General features: G+C 68.7%; 19 protein-coding genes. 14 read left to right on the top strand and 5 right to left on the bottom strand.

What is annotated here, in order from left to right; genetic code table 11:
- Nucleotides 1-54: 54 nt before the first annotated feature.
- On the bottom strand, nt 55-423 hold the full coding sequence (locus ACWDNU_RS30585; RefSeq protein WP_116206640.1) for an SPW repeat domain-containing protein: 369 nt from the start codon (nt 421-423) through the stop codon (nt 55-57).
- 203 nt (nt 424-626) lie between these two features.
- On the opposite strand from ACWDNU_RS30585, the gene ccrA reads away from it, so the two are divergent.
- The 12 genes from ccrA (at nt 627) to ACWDNU_RS30525 (ending at nt 15943) form a co-directional block, all read left to right on the top strand.
- Entirely contained in the window at nt 627-1967 is a 1341-nt protein-coding gene (gene ccrA / locus ACWDNU_RS30580) for a crotonyl-CoA carboxylase/reductase (RefSeq protein WP_370939746.1), read from the top strand.
- A gap of 129 nt (nt 1968-2096) precedes the next feature.
- Nucleotides 2097-3362 carry a chromosome segregation protein gene (locus ACWDNU_RS30575; RefSeq protein ID WP_449671463.1) on the top strand — a complete coding sequence of 422 codons (1266 nt, stop codon included), beginning with the start codon at nt 2097-2099 and terminating at the stop codon, nt 3360-3362.
- A 57-nt stretch (nt 3363-3419) separates the two neighbouring features.
- Entirely contained in the window at nt 3420-3869 is a 450-nt protein-coding gene (locus tag ACWDNU_RS30570; protein WP_449671447.1) for a universal stress protein, read from the top strand.
- 4 nt (nt 3870-3873) lie between these two features.
- Nucleotides 3874-4989 carry an adenylate/guanylate cyclase domain-containing protein gene (locus tag ACWDNU_RS30565; RefSeq protein ID WP_370939748.1) on the top strand — a complete coding sequence of 372 codons (1116 nt, stop codon included), beginning with the start codon at nt 3874-3876 and terminating at the stop codon, nt 4987-4989.
- Between the two features lie 638 nt (nt 4990-5627).
- Complete coding sequence (locus ACWDNU_RS30560; protein WP_449671446.1) at nt 5628-6425, top strand: TIGR02569 family protein; 798 nt, start codon at nt 5628-5630, stop codon at nt 6423-6425.
- A gap of 115 nt (nt 6426-6540) precedes the next feature.
- Nucleotides 6541-8577: a molybdopterin oxidoreductase family protein gene (locus ACWDNU_RS30555; RefSeq protein WP_449671445.1), complete on the top strand. Its 2037-nt coding sequence runs from the start codon at nt 6541-6543 to the stop codon at nt 8575-8577.
- Nucleotides 8574-9998 carry an FAD-dependent oxidoreductase gene (locus ACWDNU_RS30550; RefSeq protein ID WP_449671444.1) on the top strand — a complete coding sequence of 475 codons (1425 nt, stop codon included), beginning with the start codon at nt 8574-8576 and terminating at the stop codon, nt 9996-9998. The genes ACWDNU_RS30555 and ACWDNU_RS30550 overlap by 4 nt, the downstream gene beginning before the upstream one ends.
- A gap of 26 nt (nt 9999-10024) precedes the next feature.
- Nucleotides 10025-11362, top strand: coding sequence for a nitrate/nitrite transporter (locus ACWDNU_RS30545; RefSeq protein WP_370940240.1), 1338 nt, complete (start codon nt 10025-10027; stop codon nt 11360-11362).
- Between the two features lies 1 nt (nt 11363).
- Entirely contained in the window at nt 11364-13868 is a 2505-nt protein-coding gene (gene nirB / locus ACWDNU_RS30540; RefSeq protein WP_449671443.1) for a nitrite reductase large subunit NirB, read from the top strand.
- Entirely contained in the window at nt 13865-14197 is a 333-nt protein-coding gene (gene nirD, locus ACWDNU_RS30535) for a nitrite reductase small subunit NirD (protein WP_449671442.1), read from the top strand. The genes nirB and nirD overlap by 4 nt, the downstream gene beginning before the upstream one ends.
- On the top strand, nt 14194-15321 hold the full coding sequence (locus tag ACWDNU_RS30530) for a uroporphyrinogen-III synthase (protein WP_449671441.1): 1128 nt from the start codon (nt 14194-14196) through the stop codon (nt 15319-15321). Before nirD ends, ACWDNU_RS30530 begins: the two co-directional genes overlap by 4 nt.
- Nucleotides 15322-15337: 16 nt before the next feature.
- On the top strand, nt 15338-15943 hold the full coding sequence (locus ACWDNU_RS30525; protein WP_449671462.1) for a formylglycine-generating enzyme family protein: 606 nt from the start codon (nt 15338-15340) through the stop codon (nt 15941-15943).
- Here the strand turns inward: ACWDNU_RS30525 and ACWDNU_RS30520 are convergent.
- Genes ACWDNU_RS30520 through ACWDNU_RS30510 form a run of 3 tightly spaced genes read right to left on the bottom strand, consistent with a single transcriptional unit; the run spans nt 15940 to nt 18438 of the window.
- On the bottom strand, nt 15940-16890 hold the full coding sequence (locus tag ACWDNU_RS30520; protein ID WP_449671440.1) for a squalene cyclase: 951 nt from the start codon (nt 16888-16890) through the stop codon (nt 15940-15942). The genes ACWDNU_RS30525 and ACWDNU_RS30520 overlap by 4 nt on opposite strands.
- 22 nt (nt 16891-16912) lie before the next feature.
- The gene (locus ACWDNU_RS30515) at nt 16913-18031 is read right to left on the bottom strand and encodes a winged helix DNA-binding domain-containing protein (RefSeq protein WP_449671439.1); all 1119 of its coding nucleotides are present in this window, start codon (nt 18029-18031) and stop codon (nt 16913-16915) included.
- 11 nt (nt 18032-18042) lie between these two features.
- On the bottom strand, nt 18043-18438 hold the full coding sequence (locus ACWDNU_RS30510) for a DUF3224 domain-containing protein (protein ID WP_449671438.1): 396 nt from the start codon (nt 18436-18438) through the stop codon (nt 18043-18045).
- Nucleotides 18439-18500: 62 nt separating this feature from the next.
- Between ACWDNU_RS30510 and ACWDNU_RS30505 the strand changes: the two genes are divergently transcribed.
- Both ACWDNU_RS30505 and ACWDNU_RS30500 read left to right on the top strand, forming a co-directional pair.
- Nucleotides 18501-19478, top strand: a complete 978-nt coding sequence (locus tag ACWDNU_RS30505; RefSeq protein WP_449671437.1) for a helix-turn-helix transcriptional regulator — start codon at nt 18501-18503, stop codon at nt 19476-19478.
- 38 nt (nt 19479-19516) lie between these two features.
- The gene (locus ACWDNU_RS30500; RefSeq protein WP_449671436.1) at nt 19517-20323 is read left to right on the top strand and encodes a uroporphyrinogen-III synthase; all 807 of its coding nucleotides are present in this window, start codon (nt 19517-19519) and stop codon (nt 20321-20323) included.
- Here the strand turns inward: ACWDNU_RS30500 and ACWDNU_RS30495 are convergent.
- A complete protein-coding gene (locus ACWDNU_RS30495) occupies nt 20320-21141 on the bottom strand; it encodes a siderophore-interacting protein (RefSeq protein WP_449671435.1) in 822 nt (273 codons plus the stop codon). The genes ACWDNU_RS30500 and ACWDNU_RS30495 overlap by 4 nt on opposite strands.
- Nucleotides 21142-21467: the final 326 nt, after the last annotated feature.

Here is a 21467-nt window from a genome sequence, read left to right as displayed (position 1 = left end):
AGTGGCTTCGCCACGCTCGAGTCAATCCGTCCTAGCCGGAGCTCCGCTGCCCCGTCAGTGCTGGCCCGCCATCCGGTGGGCGGCGTTGGCCTCCGGCATCGCGGCCGCGCCGGCGATGATCGTCAGCGCACCGCCGACCCAGGACGTCCACGACGCCCCGTTGAATTCCGTATACCCCATCACCCACGGCGCGATGAACAGCAACGCGCCGAGGACGATCTGCACGCCCTCGCCGTAAACCATGCTCGGCGTCGCGAGCGACACCAGGCCGTCGATCGCGATCAGCGCACCGAGGACCACCATCGTCCACACCATCGTGGTGTTCGTGCTCAGCCAAAGGGGTGAAAGAGCGGCGACAACACCAATCACGACCTCGGCCCAGTCATAGGGCCGCGTCCAGGCGCGCGTCGAGACTTCACTCATTCGTGCTCACCTCCGCCGGAAAAGAGCCGTTCAGGGAGATTTCCCACTGCCGACTATGCGCCTTGACTGGCCAGCCGGTCAAGATTCGTGCGTCACACTTCGACTCGTGTCCGGGGTCTGTGTCTCGTACAGTGAGGCCCCCCGGTTACCGACGAGTAATTTCGTGCTGTCGCGTGCCGCGACCGACCCCCTGGAGGTTCCCGATGTCGCACCTCGACGAGATCCAGCAGGCGATCCTGAACGGCCGCCTCGACGCGATCGCCGAGCTGCCCGTGCCCGAGAGCTACCGGGGCGTCACCGTGCACGCGGACGAGGTCGACATGTTCGAAGGCCTCGAAAGCCGGGACAAGGACCCGCGCCGCTCGCTGCACGTCGACGACGTCCCGACGCCCGAGCTCGGCCCCGGCGAGGCGCTGGTCGCCGTCATGGCCAGCGCGATCAACTACAACACCGTCTGGACGTCGATCTTCGAGCCGATCCCGACGTTCAAGTTCCTGCGCAAGTACGGGAAGCTCTCGCCGCTGGCCAAGCGGCACGACCTGCCGTACCACGTGGTCGGCTCGGACCTGTCCGGCGTGGTGCTGCGCACCGGCGCGGGCGTGCACAACTGGAAGCCCGGCGACGAGGTCGTCGCGCACTGCCTGAACGTCGAGCTGGAAGGCCCGGACGGGCACAACGACACGATGCTCGACACCGAGCAGCGGATCTGGGGCTTCGAGACGAACTTCGGCGGGCTCGCCGAGATCGCGCTGGTCAAGGCCAACCAGCTGATGCCGAAGCCGGCGCATCTGACCTGGGAGGAGTCCGCCTCCCCCGGGCTGGTGAACTCGACCGCGTACCGGCAGCTGGTGTCGCGCAACGGCGCGGACATGAAGCAGGGCGACGTCGTGCTGATCTGGGGCGCGTCGGGCGGGCTCGGCTCGTACGCGACGCAGTACGCGCTCAACGGCGGCGCGATCCCGGTGTGCGTCGTGTCCAGCCCGGAGAAGGCGGAGATCTGCCGGAAACTCGGCGCGGAGCTGATCATCGACCGCACCGCCGAGGGGTACAAGTTCTGGAAGAACGAGACCGAGCAGGACCCGAAGGAATGGCAGCGGTTCGGCGCGAAGATCCGCGAGCTGACCGGCGGCGAGGACCCGGACATCGTGTTCGAGCACCCGGGCCGCGAGACCTTCGGCGCGTCCGTCTACGCCGCGCGCAAGGGCGGAACCATCGTCACGTGCGCGTCGACCTCGGGCTACATGCACCAGTACGACAACCGGTACCTGTGGATGAACCTGAAGCGGATCATCGGCTCGCACTTCGCGAATTACCGCGAATCGTGGGAGGCCAACCGGCTGATCGCGAAGGGCCTCATCCACCCGACGCTGTCGAAGACGTACTCGCTCGAGGAGACCGGCCAGGCCGCCCTTGACGTGCACCGCAACGCGCACCAGGGCAAGGTCGGCGTGCTCGCCCTCGCCCCGGAAGAAGGGCTCGGCGTCCGCGACGAGGAACTGCGCGCCAAGCACCTCGACGGAATCAACGCCTTCCGCGGCGCGTGAGGGCAGACCACCTGCCTCTTCGGTCCGGCCGCTCGCCGCACGAGCGGCCGGACCCCGTGGGTGCTCACCCGTCCGTGACCGCGGAGCGACTACGGTGGTGGCATGAGTCTTGGCGATGAACGCGAACTCGTGCCGCTGGGAGCCGGCTTCGACGTAGCGAAGCGGGGATACAGCCGGGCGCAGGTCGACGAGCACCTGGAACGGCTCGACGGCGACCTGAAGATGCTCACCGCCGACCGCGACGCCGCCATCGCCCAGTCCGGCGATCTGGCCAGGCAGCTCGAAGTCGCGCGCGGCGAGATCGCCGACCTCCGCGGTCAGGTCGACCGGCTCGCGCAGCCGCCGACGAGCGTCGAAGGCCTGTCCGAGCGCCTCCAGCGGATGCTGCGGCTGGCGCAGGACGAGGCCGCCGACACCCGCGCCCGCGCCGAGGCCGAAGCCGGCCACATCCGGGCCAAGGCGGAGACCGACGCCAGCGCCATGCGCGCCCGGTACGAGCAGCTGCTCACCGAGCTCGACCTGCGCCGCAAGGAAATGGAAGCCGAGCACCGCAAGGTGCTCGAGGACGCGCGCGCCGAGGCCAAGCGGATCACCGACGAGGCCGAGGCCGAGCGCAAGAAGCTCGACGCGGAGTCCGAGGCCCGCCGCACGCAGGTCGAGGAAGACTTCGAGATCGCCATGGCCACCCGCCGCGCCGAGGCGATGCGCGTGCTGGCCGAGCAGGAGGCGGCCAGCAAGGCCGAGGCCGAGCGCCGGGTCCGCGAGGCCGCCGAGGACGCGGCCGCGATCCGGGCGAAGGTGCTGGAAGAGGAGACGGCCGCGAAGGCCGACATCGACCGTCGCCAGCGCGAATCGGTCGCCGACGCGAACAAGCGCCGCCAGGACTCGATCACCGAGGCCAACGCGCGCCTCGCGGAAGCGGCCGACGAGGCCCGCCGCCGCGTCCGCACCGCCACCGACGAGTCCAACCGCCGGATCACCCAGGCCAACGAGCGGGTCGAGGCCCTGCGCACGGTCCGGGCGAGCCTGGCCGAGCAGGTCCGGTCGGCGCGCACCGTGCTGGCCGAGGCGCAGCACGTGCTCGGCGAGACCGACGGCGCCGTTCCCGCGGACATCAAGGCCGCGGTCGACGAGGCCAACGGGTCCGGGCCGAAGTCCGGCACCAACGGCTCTTCGGCAAGCGGCTCGCAGGGCGGTGCCACCGCGGCGGGCAGCAGCAAGCCCGGCGCTCCGTTCGGCCAGAACCCCGCTGGTCAGAGCCCCAAGAACGCCCCGGTGAACAGCGCCAAGCCCGCAGCGAACCGCGACGTCGAGCAGACCGTCCGGCTGCGGACTTCCGACGTGCCCAAGCCGCAGCCGCAACCGCGCCCGGCGGGAAAACCGACTGGCGAGTAACCTTCCCCCGCGAAGGGGCCGCGCCGCCCCGCTGACCGATTCGCCGGGAGGTTGTGGATGGCTGTCTATCGGACTGTGGTGGTGGGCACGGACGGGTCCGACTCGTCCTTCGCCGCGGTGGACAAGGCCGCCGGGGTGGCTGCCGACGCGGGAGCGACTCTGGTCGTTGTCTGCGCGTACCACCCGGCCAGCCGCCAAGACGTCGAACGCGCGCAAGACGAACTGGGCGACGAGGCCTACCAGGTCGTCGGGTCCGCGCCCGCTGAGGACACGCTGCAGTCCGCACGGGACCGGGCGGCGAAGGCCGGTGCCACGAACATCGAGACGGTCGCGCTGGAGGGTCAGCCGGTCGACATGCTGCGGAAGGTCGTGAAGGACCGCAAAGCCGACCTGCTGGTGGTCGGCAACCGCGGCCTGAACACCCTCGCCGGGCGGATCCTGGGCTCGGTCCCGTCGGAAGTAGCCCGGAAGTCGGGCGTCGACGTGCTGATCGTGCACACCACCTGAGTCCGTGGCCGATTCTTCCCGGGACCTGCAGCAGCGCCTGGAACGCGCCCTGCTCGGCGGGCCCCGCCGCTACACCCGGCTCGAGGTAGCGAAACGAGCCGGCGTACCCGAAGAACGCTCGCGCCGGCTGTGGCGGGCGCTGGGTTTCGCCACCGTCGAAGACGACGAGATGGTGTTCACCGACGCCGACGTCGAAGCCATGCGCATCGCCGACGGTTTGGTGAGCTCCGGCCTGGTCGCCCCCGGCATGGAAGTAGCGGTGACCCGTGCCCTCGGCCAGCATCTCTCCCGGCTGGCCGAGTGGCAGGTCCACATGCTGTGGGAACTGATCACCGACAACCCTGAACTGGCCCGCAGCGACCGCCAAGTCACCCGCCTAGTGGAACGCCTGCTCCCCGAACTGGAGCAGGTGCAAAACTACGTCTGGCGCCGCCACCTGGCCGCCTTCGCAGGCCGCGCCTTCGCCAGCCCAGACGAAGACCTGGAAACGCGCGCCCTAGTAGTCGGCTTCGTAGACATGGTCGGCTACACCCGCTTCACCAGAGAAGCCGACGAAGAAGAGCTGACGCAGGTCCTGGACGGCTTCGAATCCCTAGCCACCGAGGTCATCGCAGAACACCACGGCCGAGTAGTGAAGATGATCGGCGACGAAGTCCTCTTCGTCACCGACTCCCCCGCCGACGGCGCGGAAATCGCCCTGACGCTAGCCGAACGCACCGGCTCGGATGACGGCCTGCCCGCCGTCCGAGCCGGAATGGCGTCAGGCCGGGTGCTCTCCCGCTTCGGGGATGTCTACGGCTCCGTCGTGAACCTGGCCGCCCGCCTCACGTCAGCCGCCCGCCCCGGAACCGTACTGGTAGACCGAGAACTGGCCGGACAGTTGGAGTCGCTACCGGAATTCGACCTCCGCACCCGGCGCCCCATCGCAGTACGCGGCTACAACCGCCTACGCCCGTCGGCCCTCCGCAGGGCTAAGGACAAACCCACCGGCCGCTTCGCGTCTTCCCAGCAACTGGCCGCGGAAATGCTGGGCCTAGGCGACCCCGCTCCGCCCGAAACCCCGGAGCAAGACGACTTCCCCACCCCCGCCGGGCCACGCAAACGCCGCCGACGCCGCTGAACGTACGTGAGGGGAACCCTGAGGGAATCTGATTCCCTCAGGGTTCCCCTCACGACCTTCCTTCCGCACGCCGCGCCGCGCCGCGATGGCTCCTTCACGAACCTAGATTCCCTCAAGGGCCCCTTCACGGACCGCCCACCCCCGCCAGAACGCGCCCCAATGCGGCGTTGGGTGCATCCCACGCACCCAATGCCGCATTCGGTGCATCTGACGCACCCAACGCCACATTGGGGCGCTAGCCCCAACCCACTCACAAACCGCAGCCGACGCACCCAACGATCGAGGCACCCAGCCGTGCGCCCCACCACCCAACCGCCACCGACGCACCCAACGATCGAGGCACCCAGCCGTGCGCCCCACCACCCAACCGCCACCCGGTGCACCCAACGATCGAGGCACCCAGCCCCACCCCCGCACCCCGATATAAAGCGTCCCTGCGGTCTGGGGGTGCTTGTCAAGGCATCTTTCCCGCCTTGACAAGCACCCCCGAACCGTCAGGACAATCAAGCTTCGGGGTGGTGGCCCCCACCCGGGCGCAATGTCGCCGCCAGGCGACGAGCCGCCCGAGAACGAGAAACCCCCCACGACCAGCGAGTCTCCCCAGGAACTCGAACCGGACCGGGGTAACCTCCCCCTTTGTGCGGTCAACCCTCGAACGTCCCTCCGAACGCGTCTGCTCCGCGTTCGGCAGCGACGCCGACGCCATCACCCTCCTCCCGGACTCCGAATCCTGGCAGTGCAACGACGTAGTCTTCAAACGCGTCAAAGACCGCTCCCAAGCCCTATGGACCGCCCGGGCGCTGGATTTCGCCGAAGACCCAGGCCTGCGCATCTCCAAACCAGTCCGCTCAAGAGACGGCCGCTGGATAGTCGGCGACTGGTCAGCCTGGCGATACCTCCCCGGCACCACCGAACACCGCTGCGAAGAATCCATCCTGGCCGCAGTCAAACTGCACCGAGCCACCGCGGACCTCCCCCGCCCAGACTTCCTCTCCTCCCGCGACGACCGCGACGCGATCGCCGACCGAATCGCTTGGGAAGAACAAGACCGCCCGCTCCCTGAGGAAAAAGGCGGCCGCTGGTTCGAAATCCTCGCCCCGGCCCGCCGCCCGATCAAACTCCCGCACCAGGTCGCCCACGGCGAACTCCTGGCCGGTCTCCTCTTCGACGGCGACGCGGCCCCTGGCGTAGTCGATTTCGTCCCGTATTACCGCCCAGGCGAATGGGGCGCGGCCATTGCCGCCGTCGACTCCCTGATCTGGGGCGGAGCCACCGGAGCCCTCCTCGAACGCTGGGCGCATCTCCCCGAATGGCCCCAGCTCCTCTTGCGTGCCATCCTCTTCCGCCTGGCCTCGCACGCGCTGGACCCCCGCTCCACCAACGCCGCTCTGGACGGCCTGCGCGCAGCCGCCCGCGAGGTCAGCGCGGTCCTCTGACTCACCGCGCGCCCCCGCTGTGACGGCGGGCAATGTCAACTCCCCGAAACATTCCGGCACATTGAGGTAACACAGCGTCCTTACCGTCGGGTCATCGCCGACCCGAGGAGCGCTTGTGCCGCACGTCGACACACATTGCCCGTACTGCGCCTTGCAGTGCGGGATGCGCCTGGCTGAGACCCGGGTCACCCCAAGGGATTTCCCGGTCAACGCGGGCGGGCTGTGCCAGAAAGGCTGGACCGCCGGTTCGCTCCTGAAGTCCGGCGCACGACTGACCTCGCCGCTGCTCCGGCGAGACGGCGAACTGCAGCCGGTTTCCTGGGACGAGGCACTGGATTTCGTCGCGGCTCGCCTGCAAGCATCGCGACAGACATATGGCGCGGACTCGGTAGCGGTGTTCGGCGGTGGCGGTCTCACCAACGAAAAGGCTTACCTGCTCGGGAAATTCGCCCGAATCGCACTCGGAACGGCGCAAATCGACTACAACGGCCGATTCTGCATGTCCTCCGCCGCCGCGGCCGGAATCCGCGCGTTCGGCGTGGACCGCGGACTTCCTTTCCCCGTAACCGATCTCGCGGGCGCGGACGTAGTCCTGCTCGCCGGAGCGAACCCGGCCGAGACGATGCCGCCGTTCATGCAGCATCTGGACGGCGCGGAATTGATCGTCATCGACCCGCGCCGCACCCCGACCGCCGAACGCGCCGCGTTGCACCTCGCACCCGCGCCGGGAACGGATCTTGCGCTGGTGTTGGGAATTCTGCACGCGGTCGTCGCCGAAGGATACCTGGACAAGTCCTATGTGGATCTTCGAACGGCCGGGTTCGATGAGATGTGGCGGATTGCCGCGACCTGGTGGCCGGAGCGAGTCGAGCGAGTGACCGGCGTCTCGGCGGCGGATCAGCGCCGGGCGGCGGAAATGCTGGCGCGGGCGGCCAACGCGTATGTGCTTACCGGGCGCGGGACGGAACAGCACGCGTCCGGCACCGCGACCGTCGGCGGGTGGATCAACCTCGCGCTGGCGCTGGGATTGCCGGGCCGTGCCGGATCCGGGTTCGGCTGTCTGACCGGTCAGGGCAACGGCCAGGGCGGACGCGAGCACGGGCAGAAGGCGGATCAACTGCCGGGGTATCGCAAGATCGACGATCCGGCGGCGCGTGCGTACGTAGCCGGAGTTTGGGGTGTGCCAACGGAAAGCTTGCCGGGGCCAGGACGTTCCGCGGTCGAGTTGCTCGATGAGTTGGGCGATTCGATCAAGGCGTTGCTTGTGTTCGGAAGCAATCCGGTGGTGTCCGCGCCACGGTCGGCTCGCGTGCAGGACCAGTTGGCTGAACTGGATCTTCTCGTGGTGGCGGACTTCGTGCTGTCGGAAACCGCGGAACTGGCCGACGTGGTTTTCCCGGTGCCGCAATGGGCCGAGGAGGAGGGCACGTTGACCAACCTCGAAGGCCGGGTGCTGCTGCGGCAGCGATCGATCGAACCGCCCGACGGAGTACGCAGCGATCTGTCGCTCTTGCGTGAACTCGCCGTCCGAATGGGACAGCCAGCCGAGAGGTTCCCGGACGACGCGACGAAGGTCTTCGAGGAACTGCGTACCGCGTCTAAGGGCGGAGCTGCGGACTACTTCGGGGTGACTTACGAACGGCTGCGGTCCGGGGAAGCGTTGCACTGGCCGGTTCCGGACCAGGAACACCGGGGCACGCCGCGAATGTTTCTCGACGGATTCGCCCACCCGGACGGACGGGCGCGGTTCGCGGAAGTTGACCACAGTGGACCCGCCGAGCTGCCGGACGAGGTGTTTCCGTTGCAGGCCACGACCGGTCGAGTGCTGCAGCACTACCAATCCGGTGCGCAGACTCGCCGGATCGCGGAGTTGACGGCGGTCGTGCCGGAGGTGTTCGTCGAGGTTCATCCGGACACTGCGGCGCGGTCCGGGCTGGCCGACGGCGATCACGCGGTGGTGCGGTCGCGGCGCGGGGAGACGGTCGCGCGGGTGCGGTGCGTGTCGTCGATGCGGGCGGATCTGGTCTTTATGCCGTTCCACTTTCCCGGTGCGGCGCGAGCGAATCTGGTGACTAACCCGGCGCTCGACCCGGTGAGCCGGATGCCGGAGTTCAAGGTGTGCGCGGTGTCGTTGGCGAGGGCGGAAGCATGAGCGCGCGGAACGTCGTCATCATTGGATACGGAATGGCCGGTGCCCGGCTCGCGGACGAGATCCGGCGGCGCGACCCAGAAGCGGACCGCGTACGGCTGACGGTGCTCGGCGAAGAGCCGCATCCCGCGTACAACCGGGTACTTCTGTCCACTGTGGTCGCTGGCGGGATGAACCCGGAAACGGTGCGGCTGCACGATTCCGAGTGGGCGGCGCAGACGCGGGTCGACCTCCGGCTCGGAACACGGGTGACGCGAATCGATCCGGCGCGACGGGTCGTCTGTACCGAAACCGAGGATTTCCCTTACGACGCAGTAGTCCTCGCGACCGGGGCCGCGCCTTGGTTGCCGCCGGTCGAAGGGCTCGAACTCGGGCCGGAGGTCGTGACGTTCCGGACGCTGGACGACTGTGCGCGCATCGTGGACGCCGCACGCCCGGGTGCACCGGTCGCGGTACTCGGCGGCGGGCTGCTCGGCCTGGAGGCCGCACGAGGTCTGGCCGGTCGCGGAGCGAACGTGACAGTGGTGCACCCGCAGCCGCATGTGCTGGAACGGCAACTAGATTCCGGCGCTGGCCGAGTGCTGGCGCGCCGGTTGGCGGAGCTGGGCGTGACGTTCCGGTTCGAGGTAACGGCCGCCCGGCACCTTCCCGGCGATGGCTTGAAGCTCGACGACGGCAGCTTCGTCCCCGCTGACCTTGTGGTCGTCGCGGCCGGGGTGCGTCCGGAGACGTCGCTCGCCGAAGCCGCCGGGCTCGAAGTGGATCGCGGCATCCTGGTCGACGATCTACTTAGGACTAGTGACGGCCGCATCCACGCACTGGGCGACTGCGCCCGCCACCCGGGAGCGCCAGCGGGATTGGTGCAACCCGCGTGGGAGCAGGCTGCCGTGCTGGCGGACTTGCTCACCGGTGCGGACGCCACGGCGCGGTATCGCGGCACTCGCACGGTAACCCGGCTCAAGGCCCGCGACATCGATCTCGCCGCCCTCGGCGAAACGCAGGTGACCAGCGAGGACGCCGCTGCCGAGGTCGTGACCTTCGACGATCCGTCCGGCGGCCGGTACGGCAAGCTCGTCGTCCGCGGCGACCGGGTGACCGGCGCGATCCTGCTCGGCTTGCCGGACGCGGCGGCGACCGTGACGCAGCTGCACGACCGAGGCACGCCAGTGCCCGAAGACCGGCTCGCGGTTCTGCTCGGCCGCGCGTTGCCCGCGGGCGCGCCGACGGCGGCGAGCCCGGCCGATCTCCCTTCGTCCACAGTGATCTGCCGCTGCAACGCGGTGACCAAAGGCCGGCTGATCGAAGCCTGGCGGGGTGGCGCCACCGACGCTGCCGCACTCGCTCGCACCACCCGCGCCACCACGGGATGCGGCAGCTGCCGCGACACGGTCGGCGCGGTCGCGGACTGGCTGGCCGCGCAATGACCGCCCCCGGTAACGAGGAGGACGCCATGACCCGCCGCCTGATCGAGCATTGGGATCCCGAGGACGACGAGTTCTGGGAGACGACCGGGAAGCGCGTCGCCCGGCGCAACCTGTGGTTTTCCGTGTTCTCCGAGCACATCGGCTTCTCGATCTGGACATTGTGGTCAGTCGTGGTGCTGTTCATGGGCCCGGCTTACGGATTCAGCGCGGCGGACAAGTTCCTGCTCGTCTCCACGCCGACGGTGGTCGGCGCGATCATGCGCATTCCGTACACCTTCGCGGTCGCGCGATTCGGCGGTCGCAATTGGACGGTCATCAGCGCGCTGCTGCTGCTCATCCCGACTGTGCTGACCGCGATCGTGCTGCACCCGGGAACCTCGCTCGGAACATTCGTGCTGATGGCCGCGCTCGGCGGGGTCGGCGGCGGAAACTTCGCCTCGTCGATGACAAACATCAACACCTTCTATCCGGAACGGCACAAAGGCTGGGCACTGGGGTTGAACGCCGGTGGCGGAAACCTCGGCGTCGCGGTGATTCAGCTTGTCGGACTCCTCGTGATCGGCACCGCTGGTGCGACTGCGCCGCGACTGGTGCTCTACATCTACCTTCCCTTGATCGTCATCGCGGCGACGTGCGCCGCGTTGTTCATGGACAACCTGGCCAGCGTTCGCGGTGACACCAAAGCGATGCGTGAGGTAGTCCGTTATGGACACACCTGGGTCATGTCGCTGCTGTACGTCGGCACGTTCGGTTCCTTCATCGGTTACAGCTTCGCCTTCGGTTTGGTGCTGCAGAACCAGTTCGGCCGGACGCCGTTGCAGGCGGCCGCGGTGACCTTCCTCGGTCCGCTGCTGGGCTCGCTGTCGCGGCCGATCGGCGGGTGGCTGTCGGACCGCATCGGCGGCGGCCGGGTCACCTTCGCGACCTTCGGGGCGATGGCGTTGGCGACCGTGGCGCTGGTGTTGGCTTCCTCGGCTGACTCGCTGGCGACGTTCACCGCCGCGTTCATCGTTCTGTTCGTGCTCACCGGAATCGGCAACGGGTCGACGTACAAGATGATCCCGGCGATTTTCCAGGTGAAGGCGCGGGCGGCGATTCAGGCCGGTGCGGACGAGGCGACGGAATTGCGGAACGCTCGCCGCCTGTCCGGCGCGTTGATCGGCTTGGCGGGTGCGATCGGCGCGCTGGGCGGGTTGTTCATCAACCTCGCGTTCCGGCAGTCGTTCGCCACCGCGCACAGCGGTGTTCCGGCGTTCGTCGGATTCCTGGTCTTCTACGCGGTGTGCGTGGGTGTGACGTGGTTCGGCTACTTGCGCAAGCCGGCGGTGCGCGCGCAGGTGGCGTTGGCAGGAGCGGAGGTCTGAAATGCCTACAGTGGTGGTCGCCGGGCACGGAATGGTCGCGCACCGGTTCGTGGAGGCACTTCGCGCGGCAGACGCGGCGGGCGAATGGCGGGTTGTCGTCTTCGGCGAGGAGAACCGTCCCGCGTACGACCGGGTCGCGCTGACCTCCTATGTGGACAGTTGGGATCCGGCGGCGTTGGCGTTGCCGGGATCGGATTACGCCGGAGACGACGCGGTCGAGCTTCGTCTCGGCGAGGTCGTCGTTTCGGTGGATCGCGAAGCCAAGACGGTGACGACGGCGGCCGGGCACGTGCAGCCGTATGACTCATTGGTGCTGGCTACCGGCTCTCGTCCGTTCGTGCCGCCGGTTCCGGGCCGGGACCTGCCGGGTGTCTTCGTGTATCGGACTATTGAAGACCTCGACGCCATTCGCGCGGCGGCTGAACGGCAAGGACGCGGCCGCCGGGCGGCCGTGGTGATCGGCGGCGGTCTGCTCGGGCTGGAAGCCGCGAAGGCGTTGCGGGACATGGGCTTGTCGCCGCACGTCGTGGAGATGGCCCCGCGGTTGATGCCGTTGCAGGTCGACGATGGCGGCGGCGGGCTTCTGCGACGGCTCATCGCGAACCTTGACGTGACTGTCCACACAGGAACTTCCACCGACGCGATCGAGGCCGACGGATCTCGGCTGCTGGCGCGGCTGGGCAACGGCACGGAGCTGGACGTCGACCTGGTGGTCTTCTCCGCCGGTGTCCGGCCTCGGGACGATCTGGCCCGGGAATCCGGTTTGGACGTCGGCGAGCGCGGCGGCGTGCTGGTCGACGCGACCTGCCGGACCAGTGATTCGGCGGTCTACGCGATCGGCGAATGCGCGGCCGTCGAGGGCCGCGTGTACGGCATTGTCGCGCCGGGATACGCGATGGCGGAGGTGGTCGCGGCGCAGCTCACCGGCACCACGGCGAGCTTCCCCGAACCGGACACCGCGACGAAGCTGAAGCTGATGGGCGTGGACGTCGCCAGCTTCGGCGACGCGCACGCGGCCACCGAAGGAGCGCTCGAAGTCGCGGTGAACGACGCCGTGGCCGGGACGTACAAGAAGCTCGTGGTCACCGACGACGGCCGGACGCTGCTCGGCGGGGTCTTGGTCGGCGACGCCGCGGAGTACAACACGTTGCGCGCGTTGGTCGGTCGTCCGCTGCCTGCTGACCCGGGCGCGTTGCTCTCCCCGGCCGGTGGCGGCGCGGCGGTCGGCGTCGACGCATTGCCGGACGAGGCGCAGGTTTGTTCGTGCAACGGGGTTTCCAAGGGCACGTTGACCCGCGCGATCACCGAGGACGGCTGCGATTCGGTCGGGAAGCTGAAGGCGTGCACGCGGGCGGGAACCTCGTGCGGCTCGTGCGTGCCGATGCTCGCGAAGCTGCTGAACGCGTGCGGCGTCGAGCAGTCGAAGGCGTTGTGCGAACACTTCACGCAGTCGCGCGCGGAGCTATTCGAGATCATCCGGGCGACGCAAATGACGACGTTCAGCGAGGTGGTGAGCCGGTACGGCACCGGGACCGGTTGTGCGGTCTGCAAACCCGCGGTGGCGTCGATCCTGGCGACGCTGGGCAACGGCCACATCCTCGGCGGCGAGCAGGCCTCGCTGCAGGACACGAATGACCGGTTCCTCGCGAACATGCAGCGCAACGGCAGCTATTCGGTCGTGCCGCGAATTCCCGGCGGGGAGATCACGCCGGAGAAGCTGATGGTGATCGCGCAAGTCGCGCAGGACTTCGGGCTGTACACGAAGATCACCGGCGGACAGCGGATCGACCTGTTCGGGGCCACTGTGGACCAGTTGCCGGAGATCTGGCGGCGGCTGGTCGACGCGGGCTTCGAGTCCGGGCATGCGTACGGAAAGTCGTTGCGCACAGTCAAATCCTGCGTCGGTTCGACTTGGTGCCGGTATGGCGTGCAGGACAGCGTAGGGCTGGCGATCGACTTGGAACTGCGGTATCGCGGGCTGCGTTCTCCGCACAAGATCAAGGCCGGAGTGTCCGGGTGTGCCCGGGAATGTGCTGAAGCGCGCGGCAAGGACTTCGGTGTGATCGCCACCGAACACGGATGGAACCTTTACGTCGGCGGCAACGGCGGCGCGACGCCTCGGCACGCGGAGCTCCTGGTGTCTGATGTGGACACGGAAACGCTGGTGCGCACGATCGACCGGTTCCTGATGTTCTACGTGCGCACGGCGGATCGGCTGCAACGCACGGCGCCGTGGATCGAGGAACTGGACGGCGGGCTCGACCACCTGCGCGCGGTGATCGTGGACGACAGCCTCGGCATTTGTGAGGACCTGGACGCGGCGATGGCGAAACACGTCGAGGGCTACACCGACGAATGGCGCGGGGTGCTGGAGGATCCGGACAAGCTGGCGCGGTTCAGTTCGTTCGTGAACGCGCCGGGGACGCCGGATCCGTCGATTTCGTTCCGCGAGGAGCGGGAGCAGCGGATCCCGGTGCTGCTGGGAGTTCCGGAGGTGCGGCGATGACCATGACTTCACCCTGGACCGCGGTGTGCGCGGCCGCGGACATCCCGGAGTTCTCCGGAGCCGCCGCGCTGGTCGACGGCCACCAAGTCGCGGTGTTCCACGCTGGCGACGGCTGGTACGCACTGTCCAATTGGGATCCGATCAGCGGCGCGGCGGTGCTCTCGCGCGGGATTGTCGGCGACGCCGGGGGAGAGCCGGTGGTCGCGTCGCCGGTCTACAAAGAACGGTTCTCCCTGCGTAGTGGCGCGTGTCTGGACGCAGAAGGAGTTTCGGTGCCGGTGTACCCGGTTCGCGTACGGGACGGGGTGATCGAGGTGGGATCACCGTGACGGACGTCCGGCCACTGGCCGGGTTCACGGTAGGAATCACGGCAGCGCGCCGAGCTGAAGAGCTGGGCGCGCTGCTCGTGCGCCAGGGTGCGGCTGTCCGTTATGGACCGGCGATCCGCATCGTGCCGCTGGCCGACGACACCGAACTGCACGCGGCGACGATGCGGTTGCTGGAGTCCCCAGTGGACATTGTGGTGGCGACGACCGGGATCGGCTTTCGCGGCTGGATCGAGGCTGCGGAAGGCTGGGGCCTTGGCGAGAAGGTGCTCGACCATCTGTCGAACGCGTCGATGCTGACGCGCGGTCCGAAGGCCGCCGGAGCGGTGCGGACGGCGGGATTGGCGGAGGACTATTCGCCCGCGTCGGAGAGCAACGCGGAGCTGCTGCAGTACCTGACCAAGTCCGGAGTGGACGGACGGCGGATCGCGCTTCAGCTGCACGGCGAACCGCTCCCGTACTTCGCGGAGGCCCTTCGGCGGGCGGGCGCCGAGGTGATCGAGATCCCGGTGTACCGCTGGGTGGCTCCGGCTGATCCAGGACCGCTCGACCGGCTGTTGGACGCGGTACTGGAAGGAACGATCGACGCTCTGCCGTTCACCAGCGCGCCCGCCGCTGCTTCGACGGTCGCGATGGCGCGGCGGACTGGCCGGCTCGGTGAGCTGATCGAGGTATTGAGCAACCGGGTGGTCGTGGCGTGCGTCGGGCCGATTGCGGCCGGGCCGCTCGCCTCGCTGGGTATTCCGACTGTCCAACCGAGACGGTCGCGGATCGGCGCGTTGGCGAGAACCGTCGCCGACACCTTGGTCACTGCCTCGCCGACGCTGTACGCCGCAGGTCATGTGCTGCAGGTCCGCGGCACTGGCGCACTGGTCGACGGCGAATGGCGCGAGATCGCTCCCGCACCGATGGCGCTCTTGCGCGCGCTCGCACGACAACCTGGCCGGGTCGTCGCGCGCCGAGAACTCTCCGCCGAGCTTCCCTCAGGCGGCGAGGCCCACGCGGTGGAGACGGCGATCGGCCGGCTGCGGACCTCGCTCGGCGGTGCCGGAGTAGTGCAGACGGTGGTCAAGCGCGGCTATCGGCTGGCGGTGGATCCCAGCGACACCCCGGTGTCGATCGGCTAACCTCGGCCTGGTGCGGATGGTCTCCATTCCGGCGGGAACGGTGACGCTCACCGACCGGCGGACAGAACGCAGCTGGACAGTCGACGTGCCCGCGTTCGAACTGGGCGCGATCCCGGTCACCCAGGAGCAATACAACGGCGGCGGAGATCTGCCCGCGGTCGAGGTGTCCTGGTTGGACGCTGTGCGGTTCTGCAACACACTGTCCGAACGCGACGGACTGCCGCCCGCGTACCTGATCGGCGACGAAGTGGAGTGGGACCGATCCGCTTCCGGCTACCGGCTGCCTACTGAAGCTGAATGGGAACACGCTTGCCGCGCTGGCACCGAAGGTCCTAGGTATGGCGACCTGGACGAGATCGCCTGGTACGAGGGAAACTCCGGCGCCCGGCTGCATCGGCCCGGTGAGAAGCGTCCGAATGCGTGGGGCGCTTACGACTTGCTCGGCAACACCTGGGATTGGTGCTGGGATCTCTACGATCCGGCGGTCTACGGCGAGTATCGAGTGCTCAAGGGCGGCGGCTGGGCGGACGAACACTGGAGCGTCCGGGTGTCGGTGCGCCGCCGGAGCCACCCGACCTTCCGGGTGGACGATGTCGGCTTCCGTATCGCGCGGTCCAGTTAGGACTGTGCGGAGTCCCACCAGGACAGGATCCGGGTGCCGTACAGCGTCAGCCATTTCGAGGGTTGTCCGGCGGGGACATCGACCTCGAACCACATGTCGCCGTTGAGCCGACCGTCCTGCAGCCAGGTTCCGTCCGGCTGCCGGGCGGCGCGAACCCGTTCCACCGCGTCGGCGAGCCGCGGGTCGGGCGGAATGTCGTCCACGATGGAGGCTTCGCGGAAGTGCTCGACCGCGTTGATCGCGCTGTAATGCCACCGCACCGGATACGCGAAATGATCCACCCACGACGCCACCTGCTCACCGGTCGAGAGCCGGTACAGCAGACGGCGTTCCAGCAGATACTCCTCACCGGCACGGCGGGCGGCGTGCGTCTCGTCGGTGCCGCCGGTCGCGATGTCGTAGGCGAGCAGGCCCTTCACCGCGTTCAGCGTCGAGTGGAACGACGAGCGTTTCGACCCGTCGACCCATTCGCAGTTCCAGCCGCCGTCGGCCAGTTGATGTTCGGTGAACCAATGGGCGAGCTGGGAGACGTCCACGCCGAGCCAGCCGCCGTTCGCGAGGGTCCAGGCGTTGATGCAGACGTCGACCTCGCCATCCCAGTATGGCAAATCGTGGTATTCCCACCGGGAATTCTCGGCGATCAATTCCGCAGTGCGCCGGGCGCGCAGTACGGCCGGATCCATGCCCCATTCACGCAGCATGTTGAGCGACCAGGTGGTGGCTGTCCACGGCTGTCCGGTGTCCGGGCCGGGTGTGAACTCCGCCGGGAAGAACGCGCCACCGGCCCACTGTCCGTCCGGGTCCTGCTTCGCGAGGAGTTGCGCGCCGAAGCCCTCGGTCGCGATCTTGTGCCGGGTGGCCGTCCAGACCTCGGGCGGCGCGTCCGCTAAGTCCCGTTCGACCTGCCAGCGCAGCGTCGGGTCTGAGTCGAGCAGCCATTTCAGCACGTCAGGGACTTTAGCCCGCCGGTCAACCCCACGTCACGGAAAAGTCTTGGTAGCCCCGTGCGGACGCGACCCGGGCCGCCTCGTCCTCCGCGGTTTGGCGGTCTGAGCGGCGGAGCGGATCGAATTCGGCGAGCGTGAAGGCCAGCCGTTTGCCGGACGCTTTCATGCGCCAGGTGCCCATGATCTCGCCGTCGACCAATAGCGCACCGGGACTGCCGAGAATTTTCCACACCTCTTTCGCCCGCGCTTTGTCCGGCACGAGTACGCCCTTGTCGCGGCCCTGCGTGTACGGATCGAGCGGCGGCAACAGGCGTACTCCAGCAGCCGACGGCGGGTTCTCCAACGCGGACAACCGGTCAGCCGGGATGAAGGTCCGTCGTCCGTCCACTTTGACCTCGGCGAGCGAGGCAGGCCAGGTCTCGCTTACGGAAGTCTTTGCGGTGCCGAGAAAACCCGCCGAATCGCCTTGCGTCGCGGGTCCGTGGAAGCGCAGATACTGCTCAATCAACCGTGAAACCGCCGCCGGAACCGGACGCGTGGACATCCGTCCGCGATCCTCCAGCGGAGCGAGCGTCGCCGGAGACTGTCCTGCTTCGAGCCGTGCGCCGCCGTGCAGGGAGGCGATTCGCATGAGCTGCTCATGGACGTGCGTCGTATTGCAAGGACGGCACCACCGGCTGTACGCGGGCGGCAACAGCTTCGTGATTTCTCCGCTCACTACGCCCTTGGTCATCGGCTTGGTGACCACTTTGCGGATCGCCCGCGCGGTGGTGAAGATAATGTCCACAGGGGACACGTCAGCGGCCTGGATGTCCTTCTTCTGCCACAACATCCGGGCCAGCGCGTCCGGCTCGTCGACCGGTACCAAGGCGGAGGTCAGCTCGGAAAGATCCGTGCGCCGGTGGAAATGCGGCGCGCCCCGGTGCGACCACACCAGGGCGAGCCGCAGATCGTCCACAAGGGACTCCGGCGTGACCGGGTCCGGCATCCGCGCGGTCAGGGAGAGCGCCGCGGTGTCGCGCATGCTGTCCTGCAGTCCGAGGTCCAGCAGCGGCAGGTCGTACGGATCGGCGACCGAGCGGTGCAGCCCCTGCTCGGCGATCCGGTAGGCCAGCGCCTGTTCGCGCGACACCTCCAGCATCCCGGCCTCCCTCAGATCTTGTAGTCGAAGGTGTACGACACGGTCGGCTCGCCCAGCACGCCGTGCACTGTGCCGGAGCCGCTGATGCCGGCCAGCTCGCCGGTCCCGGAGCCCGGCACGACCTCGAACGTCGAGCGGATGCTCTTCGGGTCGAAACCCCACTCCTGACGGACGACGAACGTGCCGCGGCGGCCGTCGACAGTGCCTTCGAACCGGTCGTAGCCCGGCGACGTGGTCGCGCCGCCGTCGTAGCCTTCGCCCGGGTAGTACAGCAGGTAGTCGCCGGTGGCCGCACCCTGGATGACGCCCGAGTACTCCATCGCGGCGTGCACGTACGCGACGCGCGGGCCGCCCTCCTCGCCGCTCGCCACGTGCTCTTCCCACTTCGTCATGCCAAACGTGTTCATGCCGCTTACTCAATCATCCATACCTGCCATCTTGTGTCAGGTATTTCAGTCATACTTGGCGCATGCGTGCCGGCCGTTTGCTCACCGTGCTTCTCCTCCTGCAGAACCGCGGCCGGATGACCGCCGAGGAACTGGCCGCTGAGCTGGAGGTTTCGGTCCGGACGGTGTACCGGGACATCGAAGCGCTGTCGGCCTCGGGCGTGCCGGTGTACGCCGACCGCGGCCGCAGCGGCGGCTACCAGCTCGTCGATGGCTACCGGACCCGCCTGACCGGCCTCAACGAGGACGAAGCCCAGTCGCTGGCGCTGGCCGGGCTGCCGGTAGCGGCCGCTGAGCTGGGGCTCGGCACCGTGCTGGCGGCCGCGCAGCTGAAGCTCTACGCCGCGTTACCGCAGGAGCTGCGCAGCCGCGCCGGCCGCGTCGCGGAACGGTTCTACCTCGACGTCCCCGGCTGGCATCGCGGCATCGAAAGCCTGCCGACCCTGTCCGCGGTCGCCGACGCGGTGTGGTCCGCGCGGCGGATCCGCGTCCGGTACGAACGGTGGGGCCAGCGCGAGGTCGAGCGGGTGCTGGAGCCGCTCGGGCTGATCCTCAAAGCGGGCAACTGGTACCTCGCCGCCCGGTGCGAGGGGACCGATCGCACCTACCGGATTTCGCGCATCCACGAGCTGACCGACCTCGGCGAGGAGTTCGAGCGACCGGCGGAATTCGACCTCGCCGGTTACTGGCAGGAGTGGTCCGAGCAGTTCGAACGCAGGATGTACCCGCGAAAGGCGACAGTGCGCCTCTCGCCGCGCTCCCAAGCTCTCGTACCGTTCTATGCGGGCAGCGTCGGCGCCCGGGCGCTTCGCGAGGCAGTCGCCGCCGGAGCGGAACCGGACGGCGACGGATGGTTGACGATCGATCTCCCGGTCGAACCGGGCGAAGCGGCGATCGGCGAGCTGCTGCGGTTCGGACCGCATTTGGAGGTGCTCGCGCCGGAGGACCTGCGGACGGAACTGGCGGCGGCGATCCGGGAGATGGGGCAGACGTATGAATGACCTGAACGGCGCGTCTTCGCCGGAGATGGGACAAGCGGATGGGTGAGCTGGACGGCGTGCGGATCGGCGTCACGGCCGAGCGGCGCGCGGACGACCTGATCGGCGCGTTGCTCAGGCACGGTGCGGAAGTGCGGCACGCGCCGACAATCACGATCGTGCCGCTCGCCGACGATCCGGAACTGCGCCGCGGTACCGAAGCCGTCCTCGCCGCGCCGGTCGGCCTCACCGCAGTCACGACCGGAGCCGGGTTCCGCGGTTGGCTCGACGCCGCCGAAGGCTGGGGCTTGCGCGACTCGCTGCTGGACGCGCTGTCCGGGTCGCGCATCTTCGCGCGCGGGCCGAAAGCGGTGGGCGCGGTGCGTGGCGTCGGTCTGCGCGAGGAGTACTCCGCGCCCGGCGAAACCAACGACGAGCTGTTCAGCGCGCTCACCGACGCCGGTGTCAACGGCGCGCGCGTGGCGTTGCAGCTGCACGGCGCACCGCTGCCGGAGTTCACCGATCCGCTCGCGGCGGCGGGGGCGTCAGTGCTCGCGGTGCAGCCGTACCGCTGGCACACGCCGCCGAATCCGGAGCCGGCCTTCTCGTTGATCCACGAAGTGCTGTCGGGAGAACTGGCCGCGTTGGTGTTCACCAGCGCCCCGGCCGCGACGAACTTCCTGACGCTCGCCGACGAATCCGGGCGCGGCGTGGAGCTGCGCGAGACCCTGCGCGGTGGCACGGTCGTCTGCGCGTGCGTTGGTCCGGTGACCGCTGCGCCATTGGAGGCAGCGGGTATCCGCACGCTACAGCCGGAGCGTCAGCGGCTAGGCGCGTTGGTGAAGCTAGTGGTCGCGAAGCTCGGTTAGGACGCTTCGGCCTGCTGTCGTCCGGCAGCTTCTTCGCTGAGGCCTTGTCGCCAGTAGCCGGTGAAGCAGATGGCGGTCTTGTCGAAGCCACGCTCGCGGACAAGGTGTCGCCGAACGAGCTTCACGACGCCTGCTTCGCCGGACACCCACGCGTACGGCGTGCCGTTGGGCAGCTCTGCCGCGCGTACGGCGTCGACGAGCGCTTCGCCGTGCGTACGCGCACCGCGGACCACCCAGTGCACTTCGACCGCACCGTTGGTCTCGAAGGTCTGTCGCTCCGCGCGGTCCGGAATCTCGACGTACACCGACGCGCGCGCCGACTGCGGCAGCCGCTCGAGAATCCCGCCGATCGCCGGCAACGCTGTCTCGTCGCCGACCAACAGCTGCCACGTCGTCCCGTCCGGCACGTCGTACAACCCGTGCGGCCCGAGGAACGCGACGCGCCCGCCGACCTCCGCCTGCCCGGCCCACGTCGACGCCGGGCCGCCGCTCTCCTCGTGCAGCACGAAGTCGACGTCCACCTCGCCGCTCTCCGGACGCGCCGCGCGCACCGTGTAAGTCCGCATCGGCGGCCGGACGTCGTCGGGCATCGCGAGGTAGCGGCGGTACCAGGACAGGACGTCGTCCTCGCCCATCTCGGCAGGCGGCAAGTGCGGCTCCTCGTCGCCGGGGAGCGGGAAGAACACCTTCACGTACGCGTCCGGCGCCACCGGGCCCGCCGCCGCGAGTCCCGGGCAGTCGAACGTGACCCGAGCCATGTGCGGGGTGATCCGCCGGACCGCGATGACCTTGCCGGGGTGGTAAGTGAGGGCGCCCATGAGGTGAGGCTAACCTAAAATGTGCGGGGCGGGCTATGGCTGGGGAGGATGGCGGGCGCCACGTTTGCCTGGATTGGGCGGGGTTCGGGCGTCGGTGGTGAGGCTGGCTGCGTCCGCGGAGGGCCCCGCTCGCCTCGGAGGTTGGTGCGGGCTCGGCCGCGAGATCACGGGCTTGGAGGCGATGAGAAGGTCCGTGAAGGGCTCCTTGAGGGAATCTAGTTCCCTCAAGGAGCCTGGCGCGCGGCCGCCCAAGGATGGCGCGTCACCGTTGTCGACCCGGATCCCGTGCACGGCGGCGCGTCCTGGCTGGCTGGCGGGATGCTCGC

Source organism: Amycolatopsis sp. NPDC003676, from assembly GCF_053587275.1.
The sequence above is the reverse complement of the archived record's forward strand: the minus strand, read 5'-3'. Positions and strand labels throughout refer to the sequence as shown.

What these genes read in the sequence shown, in the direction of transcription:
- ACWDNU_RS30570 (WP_449671447.1), top strand. Translation starts at nt 3,420, where the DNA reads ATGGCTGTCTATCGGACTGTGGTGGTGGGCACGGACGGGTCCGACTCG.
- ccrA (WP_370939746.1), top strand. Translation starts at nt 627, where the DNA reads ATGTCGCACCTCGACGAGATCCAGCAGGCGATCCTGAACGGCCGCCTC.
- nirB (WP_449671443.1), top strand. Translation starts at nt 11,364, where the DNA reads ATGCCTACAGTGGTGGTCGCCGGGCACGGAATGGTCGCGCACCGGTTC.
- ACWDNU_RS30500 (WP_449671436.1), top strand. Translation starts at nt 19,517, where the DNA reads ATGGGTGAGCTGGACGGCGTGCGGATCGGCGTCACGGCCGAGCGGCGC.
- ACWDNU_RS30505 (WP_449671437.1), top strand. Translation starts at nt 18,501, where the DNA reads ATGCGTGCCGGCCGTTTGCTCACCGTGCTTCTCCTCCTGCAGAACCGC.
- ACWDNU_RS30550 (WP_449671444.1), top strand. Translation starts at nt 8,574, where the DNA reads ATGAGCGCGCGGAACGTCGTCATCATTGGATACGGAATGGCCGGTGCC.
- ACWDNU_RS30495 (WP_449671435.1), bottom strand. Translation starts at nt 21,141, where the DNA reads ATGGGCGCCCTCACTTACCACCCCGGCAAGGTCATCGCGGTCCGGCGG.
- ACWDNU_RS30545 (WP_370940240.1), top strand. Translation starts at nt 10,025, where the DNA reads ATGACCCGCCGCCTGATCGAGCATTGGGATCCCGAGGACGACGAGTTC.
- ACWDNU_RS30510 (WP_449671438.1), bottom strand. Translation starts at nt 18,438, where the DNA reads ATGAACACGTTTGGCATGACGAAGTGGGAAGAGCACGTGGCGAGCGGC.
- nirD (WP_449671442.1), top strand. Translation starts at nt 13,865, where the DNA reads ATGACCATGACTTCACCCTGGACCGCGGTGTGCGCGGCCGCGGACATC.
- ACWDNU_RS30515 (WP_449671439.1), bottom strand. Translation starts at nt 18,031, where the DNA reads ATGCTGGAGGTGTCGCGCGAACAGGCGCTGGCCTACCGGATCGCCGAG.
- ACWDNU_RS30585 (WP_116206640.1), bottom strand. Translation starts at nt 423, where the DNA reads ATGAGTGAAGTCTCGACGCGCGCCTGGACGCGGCCCTATGACTGGGCC.
- ACWDNU_RS30525 (WP_449671462.1), top strand. Translation starts at nt 15,338, where the DNA reads ATGGTCTCCATTCCGGCGGGAACGGTGACGCTCACCGACCGGCGGACA.